This window comes from Limnoraphis robusta BA-68 BA1, from assembly GCF_034932365.1.
GTDB classification, from domain to species: Bacteria; Cyanobacteriota; Cyanobacteriia; order Cyanobacteriales; family Microcoleaceae; genus Capilliphycus; species Capilliphycus robustus.
In genome coordinates, this window is record NZ_JAYGHR010000096.1 from 1 (window position 1) to 18,309 (window position 18,309).

15 protein-coding genes and 1 pseudogene are annotated in these 18,309 nt (G+C 43.5%); 5 read left to right on the top strand and 11 right to left on the bottom strand.

All coding sequences use genetic code 11. The features are described 5' to 3' along the window. Nucleotides 1-174, top strand: a pseudogene (locus VB836_RS27475) (photosystem II D2 protein (photosystem q(a) protein)); the annotation flags it as partial. Between the two features lie 75 nt (nucleotides 175-249). Here the strand turns inward: VB836_RS27475 and VB836_RS27480 are convergent. From VB836_RS27480 to VB836_RS27510, 7 genes are all read right to left on the bottom strand, one after another. Continuing rightward, nucleotides 250-789, bottom strand: coding sequence for a DUF1499 domain-containing protein (locus VB836_RS27480; protein ID WP_046281820.1), 540 nt, complete (start codon nucleotides 787-789; stop codon nucleotides 250-252). 189 nt (nucleotides 790-978) lie between these two features. Further along, a complete protein-coding gene (locus VB836_RS27485; protein WP_323224346.1) occupies nucleotides 979-1,617 on the bottom strand; it encodes a transaldolase family protein in 639 nt (212 codons plus the stop codon). A 109-nt stretch (nucleotides 1,618-1,726) separates the two neighbouring features. Further along, nucleotides 1,727-2,383 (bottom strand): SanA/YdcF family protein, encoded by a 657-nt coding sequence (locus VB836_RS27490; protein ID WP_046281822.1) that lies wholly within the window; start codon nucleotides 2,381-2,383, stop codon nucleotides 1,727-1,729. 285 nt (nucleotides 2,384-2,668) lie between these two features. Continuing rightward, nucleotides 2,669-5,503, bottom strand: coding sequence for a CHAT domain-containing protein (locus tag VB836_RS27495; RefSeq protein WP_323224348.1), 2,835 nt, complete (start codon nucleotides 5,501-5,503; stop codon nucleotides 2,669-2,671). A 119-nt stretch (nucleotides 5,504-5,622) separates the two neighbouring features. Continuing rightward, on the bottom strand, nucleotides 5,623-6,051 hold the full coding sequence (locus tag VB836_RS27500; protein WP_046281823.1) for a ferredoxin: 429 nt from the start codon (nucleotides 6,049-6,051) through the stop codon (nucleotides 5,623-5,625). Further along, nucleotides 6,051-6,437: a DUF1257 domain-containing protein gene (locus tag VB836_RS27505; RefSeq protein WP_046281824.1), complete on the bottom strand. Its 387-nt coding sequence runs from the start codon at nucleotides 6,435-6,437 to the stop codon at nucleotides 6,051-6,053. The genes VB836_RS27500 and VB836_RS27505 overlap by 1 nt, the downstream gene beginning before the upstream one ends. Nucleotides 6,438-6,480: 43 nt before the next feature. Then, a complete protein-coding gene (locus tag VB836_RS27510; RefSeq protein ID WP_046281825.1) occupies nucleotides 6,481-6,690 on the bottom strand; it encodes a DUF2997 domain-containing protein in 210 nt (69 codons plus the stop codon). 304 nt (nucleotides 6,691-6,994) lie between these two features. Here VB836_RS27510 and bioU point away from each other — a divergent pair, with 304 nt between their 5' ends. Continuing rightward, nucleotides 6,995-8,014: a (S)-8-amino-7-oxononanoate synthase BioU gene (bioU, locus tag VB836_RS27515; RefSeq protein WP_323224350.1), complete on the top strand. Its 1,020-nt coding sequence runs from the start codon at nucleotides 6,995-6,997 to the stop codon at nucleotides 8,012-8,014. A gap of 95 nt (nucleotides 8,015-8,109) precedes the next feature. Here bioU and VB836_RS27520 read toward each other — a convergent pair whose 3' ends face one another. The 4 genes from VB836_RS27520 to VB836_RS27535 form a co-directional block, all read right to left on the bottom strand. Continuing rightward, complete coding sequence (locus tag VB836_RS27520) at nucleotides 8,110-8,742, bottom strand: hypothetical protein (RefSeq protein WP_323224352.1); 633 nt, start codon at nucleotides 8,740-8,742, stop codon at nucleotides 8,110-8,112. 191 nt (nucleotides 8,743-8,933) lie between these two features. Continuing rightward, complete coding sequence (locus VB836_RS27525) at nucleotides 8,934-10,064, bottom strand: type II secretion system F family protein (protein ID WP_323224354.1); 1,131 nt, start codon at nucleotides 10,062-10,064, stop codon at nucleotides 8,934-8,936. Nucleotides 10,065-10,209: 145 nt separating this feature from the next. Then, entirely contained in the window at nucleotides 10,210-11,313 is a 1,104-nt protein-coding gene (locus VB836_RS27530) for a type IV pilus twitching motility protein PilT (RefSeq protein WP_323224356.1), read from the bottom strand. 144 nt (nucleotides 11,314-11,457) lie between these two features. After that, nucleotides 11,458-13,464, bottom strand: a complete 2,007-nt coding sequence (locus tag VB836_RS27535; protein WP_046278131.1) for a GspE/PulE family protein — start codon at nucleotides 13,462-13,464, stop codon at nucleotides 11,458-11,460. A 506-nt stretch (nucleotides 13,465-13,970) separates the two neighbouring features. Between VB836_RS27535 and grpE the strand changes: the two genes are divergently transcribed. From grpE to dnaJ, 3 genes are all read left to right on the top strand, one after another. Continuing rightward, on the top strand, nucleotides 13,971-14,717 hold the full coding sequence (grpE, locus tag VB836_RS27540) for a nucleotide exchange factor GrpE (protein ID WP_407659778.1): 747 nt from the start codon (nucleotides 13,971-13,973) through the stop codon (nucleotides 14,715-14,717). Nucleotides 14,718-14,964: 247 nt separating this feature from the next. Continuing rightward, complete coding sequence (dnaK, locus tag VB836_RS27545; protein ID WP_323224358.1) at nucleotides 14,965-17,049, top strand: molecular chaperone DnaK; 2,085 nt, start codon at nucleotides 14,965-14,967, stop codon at nucleotides 17,047-17,049. Between the two features lie 109 nt (nucleotides 17,050-17,158). Beyond that, the gene (dnaJ, locus tag VB836_RS27550) at nucleotides 17,159-18,289 is read left to right on the top strand and encodes a molecular chaperone DnaJ (RefSeq protein WP_046278129.1); all 1,131 of its coding nucleotides are present in this window, start codon (nucleotides 17,159-17,161) and stop codon (nucleotides 18,287-18,289) included. Nucleotides 18,290-18,309: the final 20 nt, after the last annotated feature.

An 18,309-nucleotide genomic window follows, 5' to 3' on the forward strand; every position in this document is an offset into this window, starting at 1 on the left:
TATGACTTCGTGTCACAAGAATTACGGGCGGCAGAAGATCCGGAATTTGAAACATTCTATACCAAGAACATTTTGTTGAACGAAGGTATCCGCGCTTGGATGGCTCCCGTCGATCAACCTCACGAAAACTTTGTATTCCCTGAAGAAATTCTACCTCGTGGTAACGCGCTGTAAGACTTCGGAAGGATTTAAAACTCGCTGATAAATTTAACCCCCTGCTAGATTGTAGGGGGTTTTAACATTTTCAAATTAAGACTCAAAAACTGATCGGATCATTTCAATCCGATTGCGATTAACCCCTAAATCTGACTCTCCTAAACGAGATGCTGAACGCACATGAATGATTTGCTCCGGTTTATCAAGACTAAATTCTACATCATCTACAAATCCCATAAGGGCTGAAGTGAATTCAGCATAAAGATAACTTTCGGTTTCCGTGATGATTTTGGCGTTATCCATATTTTTGATAATGGTTTTTAGCTTCTCAAAAGCTTCAGTTGGAGATTGATCGCCATAATTGAGGGGATCGATCTGATGAACAACATCCATACTTTGGCTAGAGACACAGTTGGGAGAATCGGGACAATTAGCGAATTTCCCCTCTTCAACCCCTAAATTCTTAGGTCGATTTCCGGAAAAGGAAAAAAGACTAGCAATCATCTGGGGAGGTTGAAATGTTTGAGCAAAAGCACTGGGAATTTCCCCAATATAACTTGATATTGTCAGTCCTAAAGCAACGATTAAAGTTACAATATTCAGCCGAGAGGGTTTGAGAGAAAATATCTTCATGTTTTGTCAGTGTTGTTAAAGGTTTCTGCTAGGAAACGCTAATGATATGATATCCGATTAATGAATGATTATTGTGTAGGGGCGGGTTCTGCCGAAATCTTTGTCCCCTATTAAAGAATGTCAATAAACCCGCCCTACCTCGATAAAAGAATCAATCAACCGGACGTAGTATGAAATACAAATTCAGTTTCAACCCTTGAGTCCAATACCATTTTGGGCAAATTCTTCAACGGTTTTCTCTGAAAGTTCGTGAGTGGTGATCGCTGTTAAAATATCGAGAGGAAGGGTTAAATGAGTCGCTCCCGCTTTTAAAGTGGCTGCGGCTTCTTCGGGTGATTTAATACTGGCTGCTAAAATTGTTGTCTTGCTTCGGTGAAGCACAGCCGACATCTCCTCGACTAATTTAATCCCATCGCCTAACAGTCGAGTCGCTCGGTTAACATAGGCTATCGCATATTTCGCCCCTGCTTCCATCGCTACGGCGGCTTGAGCGGCACTGTAAATGGCTGTTACTGAACAAGCAATATCTGGAGACAGACTCGCGACAGCTTGAAACCCGATAGCAGTCGCCGGAATTTTTAACACCGTTTGAGTTCCCAGGAGTTCAAAAGCGGCTTGAGCTTCTGTTATCATCCCGTCTAAGTCAGAAGCGGTGAGTTGATAACAAATTTCTCCCGATGTGGTTTGTTTGAGTTGTTTGAGCGTTTCCGCCGGGGAAAGGCTACTTTTCGCCAATAACGTTGGGTTCGTGGTTATTCCTTTTACCCAACCCCATTGACTGACTGCCCTTGCTTCTTCAATAATCGCCGAATCAAGATAAAGTGCCATTGTTTAATTTTGTCTAAACTCCCCACAGTACAGCATAAAGCAAATCACTGAAGTTTAGAAGTTCAGTAGAGGTCATTCATCAATTACCCCTACAAGACTGATAACTGTCTTACATTCCCTCAAACGGCCCCAAAAAAGTGGGTTTGGGATGTAGAATATGAAGATCTAACAAAGCTTTAATAATCGCTAAAATCTCGCGTTGGGTATAAAATCGCATGGGTTCATCTTGATATCTGCCCCAGTCTGCGGTACCGTAACCAACCGCATCAATACCCAGTTGATTGCAAGTGTAGACCGCACGGGGTAAATGATATTGTTGAGTGATTAATACTGCCCGTTCAACTCCGAAGATTTCTCTGGCTCGATAACAGCTTTCATAGGTACTAAACCCAGCATAGTCAAGTTTGATGTCTTCTAGGGGAATTCCTTGATCTTGAGCGTAGGTTTGCATGGCTATAACTTCATTGTATTCTGGCGTGGCGTTATCTCCAGTCATTAAAATTTTTTCAACTCGTCCCAGATGGTAGAGATCAATGGCACCTTGTATTCGGTCAGCCAGCATGGGCATTGGTGTTCCATCTTCCCACACACCCGCCCCAAAGACAATGGCAACAGGTTTAATCGGAACTTGGTTGATATTGGTATAACGACGATTTTGGGTAATGATTTCAACATAAGAACGGAGTGCTAATGGCGTTAGCAAAGCTCCCAAGAAGATCAGAGGGAGAAAAATATGCCAGTAACGGACTAACCCTTTCGGCAGCATTAATATCCTGCTTGACTGTAGCAGTGGACAATTTTATCGTAAAATGCGGGGTTCAATCTTGTGTGTTGTTGCGTTTGAGGGTATCTTTAGGGCTAAAGCCCAACAACTCGCCCAACAACTCGCCCAACAACTTGTGATTTCTACTGATTAGGGCAGGCAGATTCCGGAAATTTGGCAAAGCAAAGAGTTACTATAGCAATGAGCAGGGAGCGTGTTTACAACTTTAATAGGTTTCCTCCTTCTCAAGATACCAGCCCTCACTGCTATAGCTGTTATAATCTATTCCTAACGCCAATCTCCTACTAAAATATAAGGCGCCCAAAACAGAGGAGCATCATATCGATTCTTTTCTTTTAGAAACGCCAGTTGAGCTTGACGAAGTGCTTCTGCTCTCGATTTTCCTTGAATTAATTGTTCGTAAAAGTGACCCATAAATTCAGTTGCTGACTGATCATTTAAACTCCACAATGATGCAATTGTACTTCTGGCTCCGGCTCTAACTGCCATTCCTGCTAATCCTAAAACGGCTCGATTATCTCCGGGAGCGGTTTCGCAAGCACTGAGAACTAATAAATCAATGATATTAGTTTTGTTTTCCTCCCAACTGCGAAAAAATTCATCCATTTGCTTAATATTAATCGGCCCATCTGAAGCCAGAATAAATGTTTTTTCAGCTTGTGAACTAAACTGACCATGAGTGGCTAAGTGAATCACTTGAAATGCTTGTGAACTCATGGTTTTTTCAAAATTCTGACGATTAAATTCTTCATTGAGTAACTGTTCACTATTAATAATAATGTCTTGAATTTTCTGTAATTCTTGGGGAACATTCAGCAGCAAAGCAAACTGTTGACGAAATTCTTCTGGCGGTTCGACTAAACCTGCACTCAAAGCATTGACAGGTCTATTAATAGGTTTTGGGTCTAATAATTGTAGTCCGGGCTGAATGACAACTGGATGTTTTTCGATTAGATATTGTTTGCCATCATAAAGCGCTGTCATCGGAATATTTCGCAGTTCATCATCCAGCACAAAAACTAAGGTTTCATCGGCTTTTAATTGAGTTTCTAAAGGTTCAAGCAACCAACGATAAACTTGTTCTGATAATCGTTTAATTTCTTGATAAGCATAGGGCTTTTGAAGTTGAAATCTGAGTTGCTTTAGAGTATTTCTTAATTCTATTTTCGAGACAGATGTTCTATAATGAAAGAGTTGATTATTCGGTAAACTGGCAATGATTTCTAATCGGTTTTCTAAAACAATTCCATAGATAACGACTGCATTAGCATCAATTTGATCAATCGGTTGCGGTTCTGCTTCTAAACAAGCATCTTGAAAGAAATTATCGAGTTCGGCTAACTGAAGATCTTCAATGACTTCTCGGGCTTGTTTTAGATTTTCTAGAGATGGAGTTTCTGATATTAAAAGTAGATCAACGAACTCTCGATAAACCGGTTCAACGCGATCGCGAAAATCAAACTGTACATCTTGACGAATGGCAACCAGATCTTTTCTCAAAGATTGTAACGTTTTTACCGCTCCATTATAAGCTAAAATTACACTTTTTGTATCTAATGGTAGCTGATTTTTTAAAATTCTACCGAATTGCCATTGCCATTGATAAACAATTTCTTCAGCTTGAATAGACTGCGCTAAAAATAAAGCATCTTGAGTATAAAGTTTAGCTTCTTGCCATTGTTGGCGTTGTTCGTAGAGTTGACCTAAATAACCGAGTGCATAGGATTGAACTCGGGAATCTCCGAGTTGTTTTGCTTGTTGGATAGTGGTTAATAAAAGCTGTTCAATATTTTGATAAAGTAGAGGCTGATCTAAGGCTAACTTCATCAAGCTTTGTACTAAATCTAGTTTAGCATAAATTGCAGTTCGACCTAAAGGAAGATTGTTAATTTTTGACTCTATACTCTGCCAGTTTTCCTTCTCAAACTCAATTTTAGATTGAACATTCTTCAAAAAATCCGCATCTTGTTCTGAATCTAAACCCTCTGTTAATTCTAATAATAAACTAAGATGATTGAGTCTAGCTCGAATTTCAGTTATAGAAATAGAAGATGTAGCCGCTTGTTGATAACAATTTAAAGCCGTTTGAGCTGATTTTTTCGCTAGAGTTGGATTGTCTAATTCTTTGTGTTGTTGATAGATAGCTCTTGCAGTATTTGCTAAATTAAATTGAGCGTCTTTAATTTCTTGGGGCGACTGTAATTGTTGAGCTGTTTCTAACAATTCTAACCCAACAACTCCGGCTGAGAGTTCAGTAGAAGTTGAAGTTTCGACTGAATAATTCTCTAAAATTTGACAATAACTAGAATCAATATAGTCTATTTTTCCTAGATTTCCTAACAGTCTGAGAATATTACTAAGACTGCGAAGCTGAGAAACTTTCAAAACAGAATCCGGTTGTAATTTGAGGATGTCTCGGACTTCAATCAACGTTTTTTCCGCTCGACGATAAAGCCCCAATCCTTGCAAAGCTTGAGCTTGATTCAGTAAACTTTGAATGATTCCATTTTGGTTCTGAGTTTGTTGATAAGTTGTCTCTGCCAGTTGCCAAGTTTCCAAAGCCTTGTTATATTCACCTAAAGAAAAGTAGAGGTTTCCTTGAATGTTAAAAGCTTGAGCTAAGGTGGCAATCTGTCGATTATTGTTATTTGAAACAGAATGCAGCAACTCTAAACTTTTTTGAATGGCTTGCGCGGCTTCTTCCCACTTTCCTAATTTTTGTAGACTCAGAGAAAGATTACCGAGTGCAATGGCTTGTTTTAATTTGTCCGTTTCTGTTGTCGCAACTTCTGTCCAGAGTTGTACCGCTTTCTCAAAATCACCTGCTTGATAAAAATCTCGACCTTGTTGTTCGAGTTGGGAAATAGAATACTGTGGTTTTAGAGGAGTTATAGAAGCTGTTTTGAACAAAGAAGTGAATGTCGATAACTCAAAACCCATAACAGGTTTTTGACAGGATAATCCCATAGCCAAGAAAAATCCTAACAGCACCCAGAGGACTAAGTAAAGAATTTTTGTTAAAATAGACAATAGAGATTTTTGGGTGATCATGGTTAAAGGTTTTGCATTTCCAGCGATCGCCAAATCTGCTTTTAAACTCAAGACAAGATCAATAAAAATACAGAAAGAAATTCTCTCCAGAAAAAACACCAGACTTCACTTGTAGGTGCTGCTGGTGTATAGATGCCAATCGAGATCACTGCAAATGGATAGGGCAATTATTAACCTTTTTTGCGTTTGCGGTTAACCATTGAAGCCTCAACCGGAAATCCCACAACCGGGATCACTTGATGTTGGCGTTCTGCTTCAAGCTGTTTTAACTCGGTATAATCAACCCAGTGAATGCAATCAACCGGGCAAGTCTCTATTGCTTCTTGTATGATCTCTTCGGGATCACCATCTTGCCGAAACACTCGACTTCGCCCATAATCAGGTTCGAGATAGAAGGTATTACGGGCAACATGGGCGCAGTGCTTGCAGCCGATACAGGTGGGTTCATCGACATAAACCCCCTTTTGCCGCAATGCACCCCCCAACTCCGGCTCAAAGCCTGAACGCTGTGACGCATCCCGCAAACCCCCTCCCAGTTCCGGTTCTAAACCTGAACGTTCTGGTGTTAGGTTAATCGACGATGCAGACCATTCAGACATTAGGCACTCCAACGTTGGACAACGAGACGAATTGAACCATCTTGGTTTTGCTGTTGTTCGGCAATTTGAAAGCCTTGTTTGCTGCTTTGACTAACAACGGTATGATAAGCATAGCGTTGAGTCACCTTGTTCACAAAGCGATCAACGGGGATGGGTTGCTGCCAGAATTGCAAATCAGCGACTAATTCATATTCAGTCCCATTCCAGCTAAAGCCGATATCATAACCATTGTTTTGTTCAATCAGAATTTCAGCCGAACGAGTTTGACCTTTGTAGCCTCTAACTTCTATTGGGCCTGATTTCCAGTCAATTTTTAGATCCGATAAAGCGGCTTTTAAAGAAGTCAGATTGCGAATTTGTGTTTTGATTTGGCTAAAGTGTGACATAGACGCTAATGTTGAACGAATTGAATGAATTCCGGGGTAAAGTTTACCAATTGCTAAAATTGACCTTGGCAGTCGCCGTTTGAGATTGATGGTGTGTTTGTGCAAAATATTCAGAAGTAGTCTCCTGAGTTAGCACGACACCCAACTCCGCTTCAATGGCTTTAGTAACCTCCTCACAGGAAGCACCGACAATGCCAGTGACTTTTTCCTGGACTCGGCCATCGGGATAGATCACGAACTCTAAGGTTTCCATAGATTGAGCTGACTGCTACAAGATATTGAAGATCCTCATCGACACTGCTCGGGCAGTGACAACAATTTTTGCGATCGCTTCATCATTTGACTGACTCGCAGATCCCTACATCAATTTTGACGAATGGATCTAAAAGGAGTCATAGCTTCACAAAACTTATTAATATCTGAGGCAAAGGGTAAATCATATGTTAAGTTTCGCGTAGATTTCCCCCAGAGTCAAGGTAGTTTTACTCAAAGCTTGCTTGCCTTGTCTCCACAATAATCAACGATAATAAAAGATTGTCTAATCAAAAAATGATGCTATGAGTCAAATACCAATCCAAAAAGAATTCACTCAATCTCCCATGCGAGTCGGCATACTGGGATTTGGGGGATTAGGACAAGCGGCGACAGGCGTTTTAGCCGCCAAACAGGAAATGCTTTGGGTAGCGGCAGCCGATCAAAAAGGGTATGCTTATTCTGCAACTGGATTGAACCGCGATCGCTGTATTAGCGTCTACCGAGAGCAAGGTTCTCTGGGGTATCTCGAACCGAATGGCACCCTCAGCAGTCAAAGCATCGAGGAATTAGTGCAAATGGCAGAAGGGGTTGATGGGTATTTTCTCGCCTTACCGAATTTACCCAACAGCTTCATGGCGTCTGTGGCGCGACAGTTTATCAAACTCGGATGGCGAGGCGTGTTGGTTGATGCGATCAAACGAACCAGCGCGGTTGAATTATTGCTCGAACTCCAAGACGAACTTAAACAAGCCGGAATCACCTACATGAGCGGTTGTGGAGCCACTCCGGGACTATTAACTGCCGCCGCAGCTTTAGCCGCCCAAAGCTACACCGAAATTCATCGCGTTAATATTACCTTTGGGGTGGGAATTGCCAATTGGGAAGCGTATCGCGCCACCATTCGCGAAGATATTGCTCACCTGAGCGGCTATACTGTTGAACGCGCTCAAGCGATGAGTGATGCCGAAGTCGAAGCCCTACTCGATCAAACCAACGGTTTACTCAAACTCGAAAACATGGAACACGCCGATGATATCATGTTAGAGTTAGCTGGAATTTGTAGCCGCGATCGCGTCACCGTTGGGGGAATTGTTGATACTCGCAACCCCAAGAAACCGTTAAGTACCAACGTCCAAATTACAGGCAGAACGTTTGAAGGCAAAATCTCAACTCATACCTTCACTCTAGGCGATGAAACCAGCATGGCGGCTAACGTTTGCGGGCCTGCCTTTGGTTATCTCAAAGCCGGAATTCAGCTTCACCAACGGGGAATTTACGGCTTATTTACCGCCGCAGAAATCATGCCTCAATTTGTCCGTTAACTAACCTAAAACCCTCATTTTTACAGTTATCAGTTATCAGCTTTTTTCACTCTTGACTATTCACTGATAACTGGTTACTGATTACTGTTCACTGTTCACTGTTCCTGTTCTCCCCATGATTTCCACTCAGGATGATGTTCAAGATCTAATTCCTCAAGTTCATCAATAGACTGATAATCTAAGGGATCTACAGTCGTATCTAAGGCTGGAATAACAAAGGGTAAATTTGCACCTTTTAGTCCTCGTTTAATTCGTTCAGGTGTTTCTGAAAATAACACAAACAAAGGATAAATCTTTTCAGCTTCTTGTGAATAAATATGGCTATAATGTTCAGGCATCACCCATTCATAGCCCTGCTCTAAGCAAACCTGAGTAAATCGCCAGCGTGTTAATAAGTCAGAAAAATCTTCATTCGGGCGATGAATAAAGATAAAAATTTCCGCCCCCATTTTGACTTTCCACTCGGGATCACACATGATAATCCCTAAATCAGAGGGTAAACAAATTGCTTGTCCCGGTGTAATACTCAGCCCCGATTTTCCCGTATAAGAAACCCCATCTCGTAAACGGACAATCGGTAAAGGAATCGTAATTAAACTTTCATCTGGGCGACGCATACTCGGAATCATTTCCAAGTAGGTTCGATGTTGTTTTAAAAGGGCGATTGCGGCTTCAGCATTACTGTATTCAGCCAGCAGAGTTTCGTAATGAGATTGTTGTACAGGCATTTTAAATGAAGATCAAGAGAATTTTTAAAATTAGGTTGAATGAGTTAGAGATTAAGCTGATTTAAGATTTATTCAAAAATTGTATTCAGTGAGTTTTGGCTATCCAATCAGCTTTTTTTTTTCGATGATCATCTAAAAAACACTCACAATTCAGAAGAAAACTTCCTCAAATTACAAAGTGTTTTTCGGATTTACAACGACTCGAACACTTTAAACATCGGCAGATACATTGATAACAAAACCGACGCAACAATTCCCCCTACAACCACAATCATCATCGGTTCTAATGCACTGGTTAAACCCTTCACCGCTTCTTCAACTTCTGTTTCATAAAACGCCCCCACTTTCATCAACATTTTATCGAGTTCCCCAGATTCTTCACCAATAGAAATCATTTGAATTGCCAAACCCGGAAAAACATTTCCTTCTTGCAGGGCTAAACTAATTAATCCCCCTTGTTGAATTTCTGTTCTCGCGTGTTCAATCGCATTGGCAATCGCTTGATTTCCAGCTACATCTCGCACAATTTCTAGCGAGTTCATAATCGGTACACCTGCACGAGTTAAACTCCCGAAAATTGTACAAAAACGAGCCACAGCAGACTTCTCAATTAACGGCCCAAACAAAGGAAGTTTCAGGAAAATTTTATCCATTGTTAGACGGCCTCCTGGCGTTTTATAAAAAGCTTGATAAGCCAAAGAGAGTATAAATAAACTCACAATCACAAGCCCTTGAGGAATCGGCGGCCATGTTGTACAAAAGTCACTAATACTCAGCATAATGACGGTAAACAATGGCAGTTCAGTCCCAATTTGCTCGAAAATTCCTGCAAAAGTTGGTAAGAGGAAAATCGTCATCGCAAAGAACACGGCGAGGGCAATAAATAAAACCGTTTTCGGGTAAGACATAGCCGATTTAATTTCACTTTCGGTTTTGTGGTTTTTCTCCATCATCACCGCCAGACGTTCTAAAACTTCATCAAGTACACCCCCAACTTCACCGGCGGAAACCATACTGATAAACAACATATCAAAGACATCAGGAAACTTCCGCATTGATTCTGACAAAGAATTTCCTTCTTCTACATCCGCTCGAATTACTGTTAAAGCCCGTTTTAAACGAGCATTATCGCACTGTTCAGATAACACACTCAAACACCGAGCCATCGCAATTCCCGCGTTAAACATCGCCGCAAACTGACGGGCAAAAATCGCTAAATCTTTAACCGTAATTTGCGACATCGCAACGTTAATATCTTCTTCAAATTTTTTGAAATCAAAACCTTGTTTTCGAGAGTGACTGCGAAGTTTATTTGTAGTCATAGATCCCCTTTTATACAACTTTTATTGACAGTAATTTTTGGATTAAAAATAGGATTTAGGATTAGAAGAATCAAAGCTTTTTAGTCTGTTTTTGTGATCAAACCCAGGCTATCAATAACTTCTAATCCTCAACCCTAATCCTGTATTAGTGAGCTTTAGCTTTTGGTGCTGTTCCTTTCGGTGCAGGGCCAATTAAACGTTCAAGTTCCTCGGGTTTTGAACTCTTACTCATCGCGGCATCCCAACTTACTTTTCCTTCTTGGAAAATTTTAGCTAATGCCATTTCCATTGTTTGCATTCCTAATTTTGCCCCCATTTGAATTTGGGAGTAAATTTGAGTTGTTTTTCCTTCCCGAATTAAGTTCCCCATAGCTGGAGTATTCAGCATAATTTCTTGCGCCGCACAACGTCCCCCGCTAATAGTTGGAACGAGGTTTTGACTACAAACTCCAACTAAAGATCCTGATAACTGCGCTCGAATTTGAGGTTGTTGAATGGGAGGAAATACATCTAACATCCGGTCTACCGTAGCAGAAGCAGAGTTTGTGTGTAACGTTCCAAAGACTAAGTGACCTGTTTCTGCGGCGGAAATCGCCAAACCAATAGTGTCTAAATCCCGCATTTCACCCACCAGAATAATATCGGGATCTTCACGTAAAGCCGCTTTCAACGCATTGGCAAAACTCTTAGTATCTTCCCCTTTTTGCCGTTGGTGAAACAAGCTTTTAATATTGGGAAAAACATATTCTATCGGGTCTTCAACGGTTAAAATATGTTCACTACGAGTCCGGTTAATTAAGTCTAATAACGCCGCCATTGTGGTGGTTTTACCCGAACCCGTTTGACCTGTGACCAAAACCATTCCCCGAGGTCTTTCCGTCATATCCCGAATGGTTTGGGGAACCCCCAATTTATCCGCGTTAGGAATTTTTGTCGCCAACGCCCGCAAACAAGCAGCCCAGCAACCCCGTTCACGATACACATTCACCCGAAACCGAGCCAAACCTTTGACCCCATAAGCACAGTCAAGTTCCCATTCTTGCTCTAGTTGCTTACGCTGCATATTATTCAGCATTTGAAAGATGAGAACCTGCACATCTTCAGGCGCCAACAATTCTCCAAACTGAGGCTGAGGAGTCAGCTTACCACTAACCCGGAAAAAGATCGGCGCACCTGCTTGGATGTGCATATCAGAGCCACCTTGTTCGATCAAGGACTCCATCACATCTTCAATCATCAAACCAGCCATAATATTGAATCCTCCAACTCAAAAAAATGTTGATAATTTCGGGAATAGGGAACAGGCAAAACTCAGAAGTCAGAAGTCAGGAAAAAACTGATAACTGCTAGGGGGAATTCATCAATTCCCCCTACACGGGTGAGTGTAAAGACTCTAATCGGTAAAACGGGGGGTCATACAATAGGGACAATCGAGCCATTCCGGTTTGAGTTCGGCATGACAACCCTTACAAGTCAAGCCCTGCTTGCGTTTGGCTTTCAGTTCCGCTTCTAAACCAGAATCAGTGAATGTCACCCGTTCTACTTCTTCAAAGGTAGTATGGCCTTCACGCACCAGTTGTAAACTGTAAGCCAGCAAAGTTTTCATCCCTTCTTCGACTGCGGCTTCCTTAATTTGTTCGGTGGGGGCGCCTTTGGTGATTAACGTTTGCAGGCGTTCAGTGACTTTCAGGAACTCGTAGACCCCAACCCGGCCTTTATATCCTAAACCGCCGCACTTTTTACAGAGTTCACCGCGCTCGGCCATTGACTTGCGTTGATCGGGGGCGATAATATTTGCCCGAAAGAACTCGACATTCACTTCTCTCGAAGCCGATAAGCCATAGCGTCCGAGTTCTTCAGAAGTGGGAGTATAGGGAATGCGGCATTCCGTACAAACCCGACGCATCAGACGTTGAGCGAGAATACCCAATAACGCCGCCGACACCATGAACGGTTCTACGCCCATTTCATCCAAACGAGCGATCGCCCCTGCCGCGTCGTTAGTGTGTAGGGTAGTTAAAACTAAGTGTCCCGTCAGAGCCGCTTCAATCGCCGTTTTAGCCGTTTCTAAATCTCGCGTTTCTCCCACCAGCAATACATCGGGGTCTTGTCGGAGGAAAGCCCGGAGAATATTAGCAAAAGTCAAGTTTTTTTCACGAATCACCTGACATTGAGTAATACCGGGAAGGGCGTATTCAATGGGATCTTCGGCGGTACTGATGTTAACACCGGGGTCGTTACGTTCAGAGAGAATGGAGTACAACGAGGTTGATTTTCCTGAACCGGTTGGCCCTGTTACCAAGATTAACCCAAAAGGTCGTCCGGCCGTTTCCCGAACCATTGCTAAGGTTTCTTCATCGCTAATCAGCTTATCGAGTCCCAACTGGGTTGAGGAACTATCGAGAATCCGCAGTACAATTTTTTCACCGTAGCGACTGGGTAAGCTATTTACACGAAAGTCAATGGTTCTGCCTTTAAAGCGACGACGAATCCTTCCGTCTTGGGCTTGACGACGTTCAGCGATGTCTAATTCAGCGAGGATTTTCAAGCGAGAAGTAATAGCAGGGATGACTTTTTTAGGAAATCTGAAATATTCTTGCAAAACGCCATCTTTCCGCATCCTCACCCGCATCTCATGTTCTTGAGGTTCAACGTGAATATCGGAGACAGCCTCAGATAACGCTTTTGCTAAGATCACGTTGACCGCTTTAATAACCGGGGCGGTTTCCGCTTGTTCGATTTCGTCAGCCAAGTCCATGCCACCGCCCTCATCGGTGACATCTTCTAAATCCATCTCCTCAAAGTCGCCGGAGGTAAACTGAAGTTTTTCATCTTCTCGACGGGCGGCTTCGGCTTGCTTGCGTTTGAGATCTTCTTCGCCGTAGGCTGAGATTAACTTGTCATAGTCCCCTTGGGTGATCACTTGACGCTTGAGGTTCCAACCTTTCGGACGCAGCAGTTGGTTTTTCAGTTCATCTAACCCACTGAGGTTGTCCGGGTTAACCATTGCAATTAAAACCGTCGGCGGTTCAGTGTTGAGGGTTTGCAATGGAATGAAACGATGACGTTTGCAGGTTTCAATCGTGGTTTCTAGGGTGTTGAGCATTTGTTCGATTTGCTCAACGGAAACCTGTTCAACTTCGAGATCAAAAGCATCAACGCCGTAGATAATTTTCTGCTCAAAAAGCTGTTGTTTTTTATATTGGCGTGCAAGTTCTGGGGGAAGAGGCTTTCCGGTGACTGATTCCAACACTTCAGTTAAGGGTTTCCCGGCTTGGCTTGCTTTGAGGGCTTGCTGAAGTTCTTCTGGGCTAATATATCCAGATTGAATTAACTTATTGCCAAAAGGAGTCGTGCTGGTCGCAACTAGGGCGGTACGTCGCCGAGATGTATTAGTCATATCTGAAGTAACAATCTCTTAAATATATAGAATTCCCAAAGATTTTGAGAAAATTTCTGGAGCCAGTCTCTAACCGCCTTGATCTTTCTAGATTTAGCGAACTCTAGAGCCGATCAGGCTGTGATCACCGCAGGGGTTGAATCCCTGATTCTCAGGCAGGTTCAGTCAGAATTTTCACCCCAGTCAGGCCCGGAGCAATCAAACCCTTTGAGTAAACCCCAAAGCCAAATTCGGCTTCCACGTCCGATCAAAAGCCGATCCCGAGGTATGGATTTCCGATTGCGGTTAATCGTTGTTCATCATGGCTGGCTGATTAGGGTACGATCAAGATGACTGATGCTCAGTTCAGGGAAACCTATAATCAGATAATAGCTTTTGCCAACTCCTATCGCTGTGATTTACGATATTATTTTGGTTAAAATTCTTGAATAGACAGATGCGAGTTGGAGGATAGCGAAGACTGACTCAGCACAGGCAAGTATTGAAGCTCCATCGCTCAGTTTTCTATGATGAACCAAGACCAGCAAGAAGAGATGATGTCAAACTCAACCACTGATACCCCTGAAGTTGCAGCCAATTCCAATGGTATTCCGTTAGATGCCGAAATCCCATCGGACAGGGCCGCAACTCCAGAGGCTGATGCCAATTTAGACGAACAAGAATTGCCCGCCGATTTCCCCCAACCGGAAATGGACCGAGAAGAACTCACCAGCGATCAAATTCAACAAGAATTGATCGCCTTAGTTCAGGCTAATCAGGAACTCACAGCTCAACTCGATGATATTAACGGACAGTACCGACGTCTAGCGGCTGACTTTGAGAACTTTCGCAAGCGAACTCAAAAAGAAAAAGAGGAGCTAGAGGTACAAATTCAATGCAATACCATCAAGAAATTATTACCCGTCATTGATAATTTCGAGCGGGCTAGATCTCATATTAAGCCTCAAACTGAGAGCGAAATGAACATTCATAAAAGCTACCAAAGTGTTTACAAGCAAATGGTAGAAAGCCTCAAACAATTGGGAGTGTCGGCGATGCGTCCCGAAGGCGAACCTTTTGATCCCAATCTCCATGAAGCGATTATGCGAGAAGCGACAGATGCCCATCCAGAAGGCACTGTGATTGAGGAACTGATGAGAGGTTATCTCATGGGTGAACGGGTGTTGCGTCATGCAATGGTGAAAGTCGCCACTGCTCCCGAGTTTTCAGGAACACCGGAAACAGACTCAGAAGCCGTTACTCCACAAGAATAGTCATGTTGGTTGGCGAGTGTTTAGTAAACACTGGTTGTCAGCACTAAATTTCTCTGAGGGGAGAAGGCTAAGAAAAGATGAGTTTGGCAGCCGATAGAGTCCCTCTAAGGTCACTCAAATTCTGGATCAAAAAACCTCAACAATCGCTAACTTAGCCTTTTTTAAGCCCGTGTTAGCTATGTGTTGCCCTCAAAACACTGAATACTCTTTCAGGCAAACCAAAGCACACCTTCATCGCCGAGACGCTATGGGAAAAGTCATTGGCATCGATCTAGGCACAACCAATAGTTGCGTCGCTGTTCTAGAAGGCGGTCAACCCACTGTGATCGCCAATTCGGAAGGCGGACGCACAACCCCCAGTATTGTGGGATTTGGGAAACATAATGAACGCTTAGTCGGTCAACTGGGAAAGCGACAAGCCCTGACCAATGCCGAAAATACGATTTACAGTATTAAGCGGTTCATCGGGCGCAGATGGGAAGATACCGAACAAGAACGAAAACGGGTTCCCTATAAATGCGTTCCCGGTAAAGATAACACGGTAAATGTCCAGATTCGAGACCTAGTTTACACCCCGCAAGAAGTTTCGGCGATGGTGTTGCAAAAGCTCAAAGAAGAAGCCGAAAGCTATTTGGGAGAGTCGGTCGATCAAGCTGTAATTACCGTTCCGGCTTACTTCACCGATGCTCAACGACAAGCGACTAAAGATGCGGGAACCATTGCGGGTTTAGAAGTTCTGCGGATCATCAACGAACCAACCGCCGCCGCTTTATCCTATGGTTTGGATAAACAAGATCAAGATCAAAAAATCCTCGTCTTTGACTTAGGAGGCGGCACTTTTGATGTGTCGATCCTGCAATTAGGCGATGGCATCTTTGAAGTGCTAGCAACCGCCGGAAACAACCATCTGGGCGGAGATGACTTTGATAATTGCCTCGTCCTGTGGCTCGTCGAGGTCTTCGGAGAACGCGAAGGGATTGACCTTTCGAGCGATAAAATGGCACTGCAACGGATGCGGGACGCCGCAGAAAAGGCAAAAATTGAACTGTCGAGTCGCACCACAACCTCAATTAACCTGCCTTTCCTGACGGCAGATGAATCGGGTCCCAAGCATCTAGAAATTGAGTTGAGTCGCAGCCAATTTGAGGAACTCGTTAAGGAGTTAATTGACAACACCATTCAACCCGTGACTCAAGCCTTGCGAGATGCCAATCTCCAAGCCGATGATGTCGATAGGATTATTTTGGTGGGCGGTTCAACGCGAATTCCGGCTGTACAACAAGCGATTAGCGAATATTTTGGAGGACGTACCCCCGATCGTTCTGTTAACCCTGATGAGGCTGTAGCTTTGGGAGCCGCCATTCAAGCGGGTGTTTTGGGCGGTGAGGTCAAAGATCTGTTACTGCTGGATGTAACACCTTTATCCTTGGGTTTAGAAACCTTAGGCGGTGTCTTTACAAAAATTATCGAGCGCAACACCACCATCCCTACCAGTCGCTCTCAAATGTTTTCAACAGCCGTAGACGGACAAACTTCGGTGGAAATTCACGTTCTCCAAGGAGAACGAGCGCTGGTCAAAGATAATAAAAGTCTCGGTAAATTTCTCTTAACGGGAATTCCGGCTGCTAAACGGGGTGTTCCGCAAATAGAAGTGGCTTTTGATATTGATGCCAATGGAATTTTAAAAGTTTCTGCCATTGATCTCGGAACCGGACGAGAACAAAGTATCAAAATTACCAACACAGGCGGTTTGAGCGAAGCTGAAATTGAGCGGATGCGACAAGAAGCCTCACTCTACGGCGACGAAGATGAACAACGCCGCCAAATTGTTGAGCTGAAAAATCAATGTGCAACCCTGTTTGAGAACTGTAAAGAAACCCTCAAACAAAACCCACAATTAGTCACACCTCAACTCAAACAGCGAATTCGGACTGAAGCAACCGCCCTGAAACAAGCTGTGGCTAACCCCGATGTCACCTACGAACAAATGAAAGAACGAGTCGATGCTTTCAGAGAAATGCTCTACGATATCGGCGCCACAGTTTACGAAAATACCGAACCCCAGTCTGCGGTTACTTCTCCTCCCGAGGAAAGCTTGCCAGTGGTAGACTTAGAAGAGGATGAAGCTGTCTCTGAAGATTTATCCCTAGAGGATGATTTGATCACTGCCGAATCAGCTTTCGAGCTTGATAAGGTGTCCTCAGAGGATGATTTGATCATTGCCGAATCAGCTTTCGAGCTTGATGAGGTTTCTGAAGAAGTTGCTTCTCAAGCTGGGGAGATTTTAGATCCCGATCCCGGCAATCCCTTTATTCTCAATTCCACCAGTTAATCTGGAGTTAGGGAGTTTGGGCTTGTAATGAGTTCAACACTTCACTCTAGAGTAATTCCCGACCGTTGTTGTGTAGTTATTGTGATTTAGATTTCACCAATAGAGTTCTATGGCAGCCGATTATTATGAAACACTTGGTGTTGCTCGCGACGCAGACAAAGAGGAAATTAAGCGTGCTTACCGTCGGCTAGCTCGCAAATATCACCCCGATGTCAATCAAGAACCGGGATCAGAAGAACGCTTTAAAGAAATTAATCGCGCTTATGAAGTGCTTTCTGAACCGGAACTGCGAGCGCGTTATGACCGTTTTGGTGAAGCAGGAATTGCCGGAGGAGCTGGAGCAGGCTATAACCAAGACTTCAGCGACAGTTTTGCCGATATCTTTGAAAGCTTTTTCAGTGGGTTTGCAGGGGGCGCGGGTAGCCCTCAAGGCAGACGGCGAACGGGTCCGGCCAGAGGGGATGATTTGCGGCTAGACTTGCCCCTTGACTTTAAAGAGGCGATCTTCGGCGGCGAAAAAGAAATTCGCATCAAGCATCTGGAAACCTGCGAAACCTGCAACGGCAGTGGCGCTAAACCGGGAACTCGACCTCAAACCTGTTCAACCTGTGGCGGTAGTGGTCAAGTGCGACGGGCAACTCGGACTCCTTTTGGGAGTTTTACTCAAGTTTCGGTTTGTCCGACTTGTAATGGTTCCGGTCAGGTGATCGAAGATAAATGTACCAGTTGTGCGGGTCAGGGTCTTAAGGAAGTTACCAAGAAACTCAAAATTAATGTACCCGGTGGGGTTGATAACGGTACCCGCCTACGTGTCGCCAATGAAGGAGACGCAGGCAAGCGGGGAGGCCCTCCTGGAGATTTATATGTCTTTTTGTCGGTGTCAGCCGATTCACACTTTAAACGAGATGGGATTAACATCCTCTCAGACGTGAAAATAAGTTACTTACAGGCAATTTTAGGCTGTAACTTAGAAGTTGAAACCGTTGACGGGCCGACGACTGTCAAAATTCCCGCCGGAACTCAGCCAGGAACTGTCTTAACTCTGGAAAATCAAGGGGTTCCGCGTTTAGGAAATCCGGTGAGTCGAGGCGATCATTTACTCACTGTATCCGTTGAAATTCCGACTCGGGTGACGGCTAAAGAACGAGAACTTTTAGAGGAACTGGCGAAAATACACGGTGAACGGACGGGAAAAGGCGGCTTAGAAGGATTTCTAGGCAGTTTGTTTCATCAAAAATAACGGGATCAAACTCTTTTTTC

Bases quoted from the DNA above. Each gene is read 5' to 3' on its own strand.
- VB836_RS27480 (WP_046281820.1), bottom strand. From the start codon at position 789: ATGAAGATATTTTCTCTCAAACCCTCTCGGCTGAATATTGTAACTTTA.
- VB836_RS27485 (WP_323224346.1), bottom strand. From the start codon at position 1,617: ATGGCACTTTATCTTGATTCGGCGATTATTGAAGAAGCAAGGGCAGTC.
- VB836_RS27490 (WP_046281822.1), bottom strand. From the start codon at position 2,383: ATGCTGCCGAAAGGGTTAGTCCGTTACTGGCATATTTTTCTCCCTCTG.
- VB836_RS27500 (WP_046281823.1), bottom strand. From the start codon at position 6,051: ATGTCTGAATGGTCTGCATCGTCGATTAACCTAACACCAGAACGTTCA.
- VB836_RS27505 (WP_046281824.1), bottom strand. From the start codon at position 6,437: ATGTCACACTTTAGCCAAATCAAAACACAAATTCGCAATCTGACTTCT.
- VB836_RS27510 (WP_046281825.1), bottom strand. From the start codon at position 6,690: ATGGAAACCTTAGAGTTCGTGATCTATCCCGATGGCCGAGTCCAGGAA.
- bioU (WP_323224350.1), top strand. From the start codon at position 6,995: ATGAGTCAAATACCAATCCAAAAAGAATTCACTCAATCTCCCATGCGA.
- VB836_RS27520 (WP_323224352.1), bottom strand. From the start codon at position 8,742: ATGCCTGTACAACAATCTCATTACGAAACTCTGCTGGCTGAATACAGT.
- VB836_RS27525 (WP_323224354.1), bottom strand. From the start codon at position 10,064: ATGACTACAAATAAACTTCGCAGTCACTCTCGAAAACAAGGTTTTGAT.
- VB836_RS27530 (WP_323224356.1), bottom strand. From the start codon at position 11,313: ATGGCTGGTTTGATGATTGAAGATGTGATGGAGTCCTTGATCGAACAA.
- VB836_RS27535 (WP_046278131.1), bottom strand. From the start codon at position 13,464: ATGACTAATACATCTCGGCGACGTACCGCCCTAGTTGCGACCAGCACG.
- grpE (WP_407659778.1), top strand. From the start codon at position 13,971: ATGATGAACCAAGACCAGCAAGAAGAGATGATGTCAAACTCAACCACT.
- dnaK (WP_323224358.1), top strand. From the start codon at position 14,965: ATGGGAAAAGTCATTGGCATCGATCTAGGCACAACCAATAGTTGCGTC.
- dnaJ (WP_046278129.1), top strand. From the start codon at position 17,159: ATGGCAGCCGATTATTATGAAACACTTGGTGTTGCTCGCGACGCAGAC.